The sequence below is a fragment of the Streptomyces scabichelini genome (genome assembly GCF_011045015.1).
Classification (GTDB): Bacteria; Actinomycetota; Actinomycetes; order Streptomycetales; family Streptomycetaceae; genus Streptomyces; species Streptomyces scabichelini.
In genome coordinates this window covers 1-6,120 of record NZ_JAAKZY010000357.1, presented here as the reverse complement: position 1 = coordinate 6,120, position 6,120 = coordinate 1, and the positions used below count along the sequence as shown (strand labels likewise).

Genomic DNA, 6,120 nt, shown 5'->3' with positions numbered 1-6,120 from the left:
CCCCTGCCCCTGCCCCTGCCCCTGCCCCGGGTGACTCCAGTCCGGCGACCGCCTTGTCCAGCCGGGCGGCCCTGAGCTCCGGGGTCCGCGCCTTCAACAGGCCCAGCATGACCTGGTACCGACCGGTCCTGCCAAGCCGCTCGAAGGCTTCCTTCGCCCGCGGGTTCCGGTCCAGCGCGGCGGCCAGATCGTCCGGAACGGTGGCGTTCCTCTGCGACTCGTACGCCACGTCCCACCGCCCGTCCTCCTTGGCCGCCGCCACCTCCGCAAGCCCCCGGGGCCGCATGCGGCCGGCCGCCGTGAGGGCCTCGACCTTGCGCACGTTCACCATGGACCACTCGCTGCCCCGTCGGCGCGGGGTGTACTTCTGCAGAAAGTACGTCTCGTCATGGCGCCGACGCTGCCCATCGATCCACCCATGACAGAGAGCCACGTCGAGGGCTTCCGCGACGGTGACGGTGGACCGGTCGGCCCCCTTCTTGGCGATCTTCAGCCAGACACCGCGCCGAAGACCGGCATGGGCGCCGAGCCATGCGTCCAGCTGTTCCGCGTCATCGAAAACCTTGATCTCTACGCCGTCGACGGTGCCGTGGAAAGTGTCCATGGGAACACGGTAGGGAGGAGGTAGGACAGTTCCCGTCCTACCGAAGCCGAGACCAGACGCCCCGTTGAGTGTGGTCAGAGTGTGGTCAGAGGAAGTCGCGGACGTGATCGTGAGCCCAGTCGGCGAACGTGCGGGCGGGGTGACCGGTGACCTGTTCCACGGTGTCCAGGGGTTGTAGCGCTTGCGCCCACTCCTCGGCGGAGTACCCGAGCCCGTCCTCGGGGTCGAATTCCAGGACGAATTCGGCGATTCCGGCCGTTGCCGGGTCCTGCCAGTTGACGAATTCCCGTGCCCGTTCGCGGGTGACCACCTCGAAGCGGATGTCCTGGCCGATGGCCGCCGCGATGGCGCGGATCTGCTCGCGCGGGGTGATCTTCTCCGGCCCGGTCATCGGGTACGCCCGCCCCGCGTGACCGTCCTCCAGCAGCGCGACCGCGGCGACGGCTGCGATGTCCGCCTCATGGATGGGCACCCCGGCCAGGTCCGCGACGGGCCAGCGGACCACGCGTTCCGCGCGGACGGGCGGTCCCCACAGGTACAGCGCGTTCATCATGAACTCGCCGGGGCGCAGGTGGGTCCACTCAAGCCCCGACTCCTCCGCCGCCCGTTCCACCGGCAGATTGAAGTCGTCGCTGAGACCGGCCTCGACGGACCCGGAGGACAGCACGACGACCCTGCGTACGCCGGCCTCGCGCGCCAGGGCGACCACCTCCCGCGCGGTCTCCGGCACCGGGAAGAGGTACATGCGGTCGGCGCCGTCGAGAGCGTCGGCCAGCGTCTCCGGCCGGGCGAGATCTCCCCGGAACACTTTCGCCTGCGCGGGTAAGTGGGCCGCCTCCGGGTGACGGGTGAGCGCCCGTACCTCCTCACCGGCTCGGACGAGTTCATCGACAACATTCCTACCGACGTTCCCTGTGGCTCCTGTTACCAAAGTCGTCATCTCTCTCCTTCCGCGGCCCGCGCACGGGCACCCTCGGGCGCGCCGCGCACGATGCCGTTCTCCAACGTCCGGATGACATTCGGAACGACTCCGTGGCGCGGCAGAATCCGCCGGTCGGCGCCCTCGATCCCGGTGTAGACGAGGGCGTAGAGCACGTTCAGGATCCAGTCGGGGCTCACGCCGGGATCGAGGACACCCTCGGCCTGCCCACGTTCGATGAGATCGAGGACCGACCGCTCCGACTGGTCGTCGCCTGTCTCCTGCGGCCCGTACTCCTGGAGCACACGCGGATCGCCGAACAGGAACAGCAACCGGTCACCGACGTCGACCAACGCCGCGACCAGCCGGCGCATCGCCTCCAGCGGCGACCCCTCATCGACGGAGGCACCCGCCACCGACCCCGCAAGCACCTCGATCGAGTCTCGGACCGCGGCCCTGACCAGTTCCTCGCGGTCGGAGAAGTGGCGATGCAGCGTGCTGCGGCCGACGTCGGCGGCCACAGCGATGTCCGCGAGCGTCGCCGCCCGGTCACGAGCGAGCACGGAGGCCGCCGCGCTCAGGATGGCCCGGCGTGTGCGATGACGAGTTCCGGATTCCGTACGATCGGCGCTTCCCACGACCCCACGGTAACGCCCAACTACCGAAACGGAACAGAGAAATTCCCAAGTGAGACTCTGATGTCTCACCGCGGACTCGATCCAGACGAACTTGCCCGGGTCCCGCAGGTCGCTCCCCGTTAATCGAGTGGACCGGGTGCGGCGGGCGTAACTAATCTGCCCCTCATGTCCAGTCCCGAGGCGTCAAGACTCCGGCCACCGGCTCTCCGGTGGCTGTTTGGGATGTCGGGCTGAAGCTCCGCGATCAGCGATCAGCGATGAGCGATGAGCGATGAGCGATGAGCGATGAGCGATCAACGCTCAAAGATCGCCGATCCATGTCACCCCTCACCGTCGCCGGAACGCCGTGCCGTCGGCCGTGTTCGTTTCGGGTGTGCGGAGTTTTTCATGCCGTTTGGGCTGTATCTGTTGGGGCTTGCTGTCTTCGCTCAGGGGACTTCTGAGTTCATGTTGTCCGGGCTTGTGCCGGACATCGCGCGGGATCTGGGGGTGTCCGTTCCGGCTGCCGGGTCGCTGACCTCGGCGTTCGCTGTCGGGATGATCGTGGGAGCGCCGTTGATGGCTGTCGTGAGTCGGCGGTGGTCGCGGCGTGGGGCGTTGCTGGGGTTTCTGGGGACCTTCTTGGCCGTCCATGTGGTGGGGGCGGTCACCAGTGACTTCGGCGTGCTGCTGGTCACTCGGGTTGTGGGGGCCTTGGCCAACGCCGGGTTTCTTGCCGTCGCTGTCGTGACGGCCGTTGGGATGGTCGACTCGAAGGCCAAGGGGCGGGCCACGTCCGTGCTGCTCGGTGGCGTCACCGTCGCGTGTGTGGCGGGGGTTCCCGGCGGCGCGTTGCTGGGGCAGGTGTGGGGGTGGCGGTCGGCCTTCTGGGCCGTGGTCGTCCTGTCCGTACCGGCTCTCTTCGCGATTCTGCGGTCCGTGCCTAGTGGGGTTCCCGATGTCGCTGGTGTCGGTGTGCTCCAGGAAGTACGGGTCCTGCGGGAGCCGCGGCTCCAACTGGCGCTGTTTCTGGGCGCGTTGGTCAACGGAGGGACCTTCTGCACGTTCACCTATCTCGCTCCGGTGGTCACCTCGGTCACGGGGCTGGGCACCGCTTGGGTGCCCGTCGTGCTGGCGCTCTTCGGGCTCGGGTCGTTCGTGGGAGTGAGCGTCGGCGGGCGGATCGCCGATGCCCGGCCCGTACCGGTCCTCGTGGTCGGTGGGGTGGCGCTGCTGGTCGGATGGGTGGCCTTCGCGCTGGCGGCCGGGAATGCGGTGGCCGCGGTGGTGCTGGCCTTCGTTCAGGGCGCGCTCGCGTTCGGCGTCGGTTCCACGCTGATCTCCCAGGCCCTGTACGCGGCGGCCGACGCGCCGACCCTGGCGGGCGGCTTCGCCACGGCCGCGTTCAATGTCGGGGCCGCGCTTGGTCCATGGGTCGGTGGGCTCGTGATCGGGGCGGGATTCGGTTATCGCTCGCCGTTGTGGGTCAGTGCCGGGCTCGTGGGTCTCGCCCTCGTCGCCGGAGTGGCCGGTCGGCGTAGGCGGGGCGTTCCGGCTGCGGCTTCGTCGTCCGTGTGACCAGCGACTTCGATGCCCCCTCCACGCCCCTTTCCCGTAACCATGGGGCGTAGCCCCCTGGACCCCACCAGGGGGCTACGCCCCCACCCCCCGTATCGGCCGATAACCCGGTGCGCGACCAGTCGTTCGCCGTTAGCCTCCGGCCATGACCTGGCTTCCCGCGGACTTCGTCCATCCCGTACGTGTCGACCTGCCCGGCGGGCAGTATCTGCGCCCCATCACCGGAGCCGACGCCCCGATCGACTACCCCACCGTGATGGCGTCGCGGGAGCGGTTGTGGAGCATCTTCGGGGAGGCCTGGGGGTGGCCTGCTGACACCATCACGTATGAGGCGAACAAGGCGGATCTTGAGCGGCATGCGGCTGAGATCGCCGCGCATGAGTCGTTCAATTACGCGTTGTTCGACGCGGCGGGCAGCACCGAGTACGGGTGCGTCTACATCGATCCGCCGGAGAAGGCGGGCGCCGATGCCGAGGTCTCGTGGTGGGTGGTGGACGACGCCGTCGGGACTGAACTCGAGCGGGAGCTGGACGAGTTCGTGCCTCGGTGGATCGGGGAGGCGTGGCCCTTTGAGCGGCCGCGGTTCATCGGGCGGGATCTGACGTGGAAGGAGTGGCTGGCTCTGCCGGACGCCGACTGAAGCCTGAAGGGGGTGGCTTGCGCATGCCAGAACTGCGTACCGATCGTCTTGTGCTGCGCCGGTGGCGGGAGTCCGACCTCGAACCGTGGGCGGCGATGAACGCCGATCCCGAAGTCCGAGAACACCTGGGCGAACTGCTGACGCGGGAGCAGAGCGATGCCGCGGTGGCACTCATGCAGGCCGAGTTCGACGAGCGAGGTTTTGGCTGGTGGGCGCTCGAAGCACGGGAGACCGGTGAGTTCATCGGCCGCGCCGGCTTGGACGACGTGGACGAGGACATGCCGTTCGCGGGGGCGGATGCGGGGGTGGACATCGGGTGGCGGTTGACGCGTACGGCGTGGGGCCATGGTTACGCCACCGAGGCCGCCATGGCCTGCTTGGCCTACGGCTTCGACGTCCTCGGGCTGCCGGAGGTCGTTGCGACGACGACCGTCAACAACCTTCGTTCCCAGGCAGTGATGCGCCGGATCGGCATGACCCGGGACCCGGCCGACGACTTCGAGGATCCGAGCGTGCCCGAAGGGCCGCTTCGCCGGTGTGTGCTGTACCGGTCTCCCCGCAGGGAGCACCGACGAAAGTCCTCCTGACGCACCCCCCCCCGGGCGCGTCGCGTAGTGCGAGCAGCAGACTGTCCGAGCCCCGCGCCCCTCGCCCCAACGGAGCGCGACCGCCCGGGAATCGGACACGCATGGCCGGATTTCGCACCTTGTGGCGGCGCGCACAGCGTTCTCATAATCCTCCAACAGAAAACCCCAGCTCATGCCGTTGAGGACGCGATCGTTTGTAACTTCTTTGGCATGTGCCTGACATCAATGCCCTGGCATCAGTGCCCAACCCCCCACGGAAGGCATCACGTTGAAGAAGCTCCTCAAGGCGCTCAAGAGATGCGCGGTCATGGGTGCCGCCGCCCTCGCGATCGTCAGCCTTCAGCCCGTCAGCGCCAACGCCGCCACCCCGCCCGTCGTGGGCGGAACCCGCGCCGCGCAGGGCGAGTTCCCGTTCATGGTCCGGCTCTCCATGGGCTGTGGCGGCGCGCTCTACACCCAGCAGATCGTGCTCACCGCCGCGCACTGTGTGAGCGGCTCGGGCAACAACACCAGCATCACGGCCACCGCCGGTGTCGTGGACCTGCAGAGCACCAGCGGCCGGGTCCAGGTCAGGTCCACCAAGGTCCTCCAGGCCCCCGGCTACAACGGCACCGGCAAGGACTGGGCGCTCATCAAGCTCGCCCAGCCGATCAACCTGCCGACGCTGAAGATCGCCACGACCAGCCAGTACAACACCGGTGACTTCACCGTCGCCGGCTGGGGTGCGGCCCGTGAGGGCGGGGCCCAGCAGCGCTACATGCTCAAGGCGACCGTGCCGTTCATCGACGACGCCACGTGTGAGAGCTACGGCGGTTTCTACAGCGACCTCGTGCCCGGCGAGGAGATCTGCGCCGGCTTCGAGCAGGGTGGCGTGGACACCTGCCAGGGTGACTCCGGCGGGCCGATGTTCCGCAAGGACAACGCCGGTGCCTGGATCCAGGTCGGCATAGTCAGCTGGGGCGACGGCTGCGCCCAGCCGGAGGCTCCCGGCGTCTACACGGAGGTCTCCACGTTCGCCTCGGCCATTGCCTCGGCGGCGGCTTCTCTCTGACGAGGTCGTATCTCGGCTGCGGGCCGTCTGTGGCTGATCGCGCAGTTCCCCGCGCCCCTGACGGGGCGCGGGACTGCACCTCGTTTTTCAGAAGCCGCCCCCGAAGTCGCCACCCCCGCCGAAG

At 68.5% G+C, this 6,120-nt stretch carries 7 protein-coding genes; 4 read left to right on the top strand and 3 right to left on the bottom strand.

Features of this window, described 5'->3' with window-relative positions:
* From G5C60_RS48975 to G5C60_RS48965, 3 genes are all read right to left on the bottom strand, one after another.
* Window positions 1-604: YdeI/OmpD-associated family protein (locus G5C60_RS48975; protein ID WP_165270509.1), on the bottom strand; the 604-nt coding region annotated here is incomplete at its 3' end.
* Between the two features lie 85 nt (window positions 605-689).
* Complete coding sequence (locus G5C60_RS48970) at window positions 690-1,544, bottom strand: SDR family oxidoreductase (protein WP_165270507.1); 855 nt, start codon at window positions 1,542-1,544, stop codon at window positions 690-692.
* A complete protein-coding gene (locus tag G5C60_RS48965) occupies window positions 1,541-2,161 on the bottom strand; it encodes a TetR/AcrR family transcriptional regulator (protein WP_338146142.1) in 621 nt (206 codons plus the stop codon). Before G5C60_RS48965 ends, G5C60_RS48970 begins: the two co-directional genes overlap by 4 nt.
* Before the next feature lie 387 nt (window positions 2,162-2,548).
* On the opposite strand from G5C60_RS48965, the gene G5C60_RS48960 reads away from it, so the two are divergent.
* The 4 genes from G5C60_RS48960 to G5C60_RS48945 all read left to right on the top strand — a co-directional run bounded on the left by G5C60_RS48960 (window position 2,549) and on the right by G5C60_RS48945 (window position 5,996).
* On the top strand, window positions 2,549-3,718 hold the full coding sequence (locus G5C60_RS48960; RefSeq protein ID WP_165270505.1) for a Cmx/CmrA family chloramphenicol efflux MFS transporter: 1,170 nt from the start codon (window positions 2,549-2,551) through the stop codon (window positions 3,716-3,718).
* 145 nt (window positions 3,719-3,863) lie between these two features.
* Entirely contained in the window at window positions 3,864-4,358 is a 495-nt protein-coding gene (locus G5C60_RS48955) for an N-acetyltransferase (protein WP_165270503.1), read from the top strand.
* Between the two features lie 23 nt (window positions 4,359-4,381).
* Window positions 4,382-4,945 (top strand): GNAT family N-acetyltransferase, encoded by a 564-nt coding sequence (locus G5C60_RS48950; protein ID WP_165270501.1) that lies wholly within the window; start codon window positions 4,382-4,384, stop codon window positions 4,943-4,945.
* Between the two features lie 268 nt (window positions 4,946-5,213).
* Window positions 5,214-5,996 (top strand): S1 family peptidase, encoded by a 783-nt coding sequence (locus G5C60_RS48945; protein ID WP_165270499.1) that lies wholly within the window; start codon window positions 5,214-5,216, stop codon window positions 5,994-5,996.
* Window positions 5,997-6,120 lie beyond the last annotated feature (124 nt).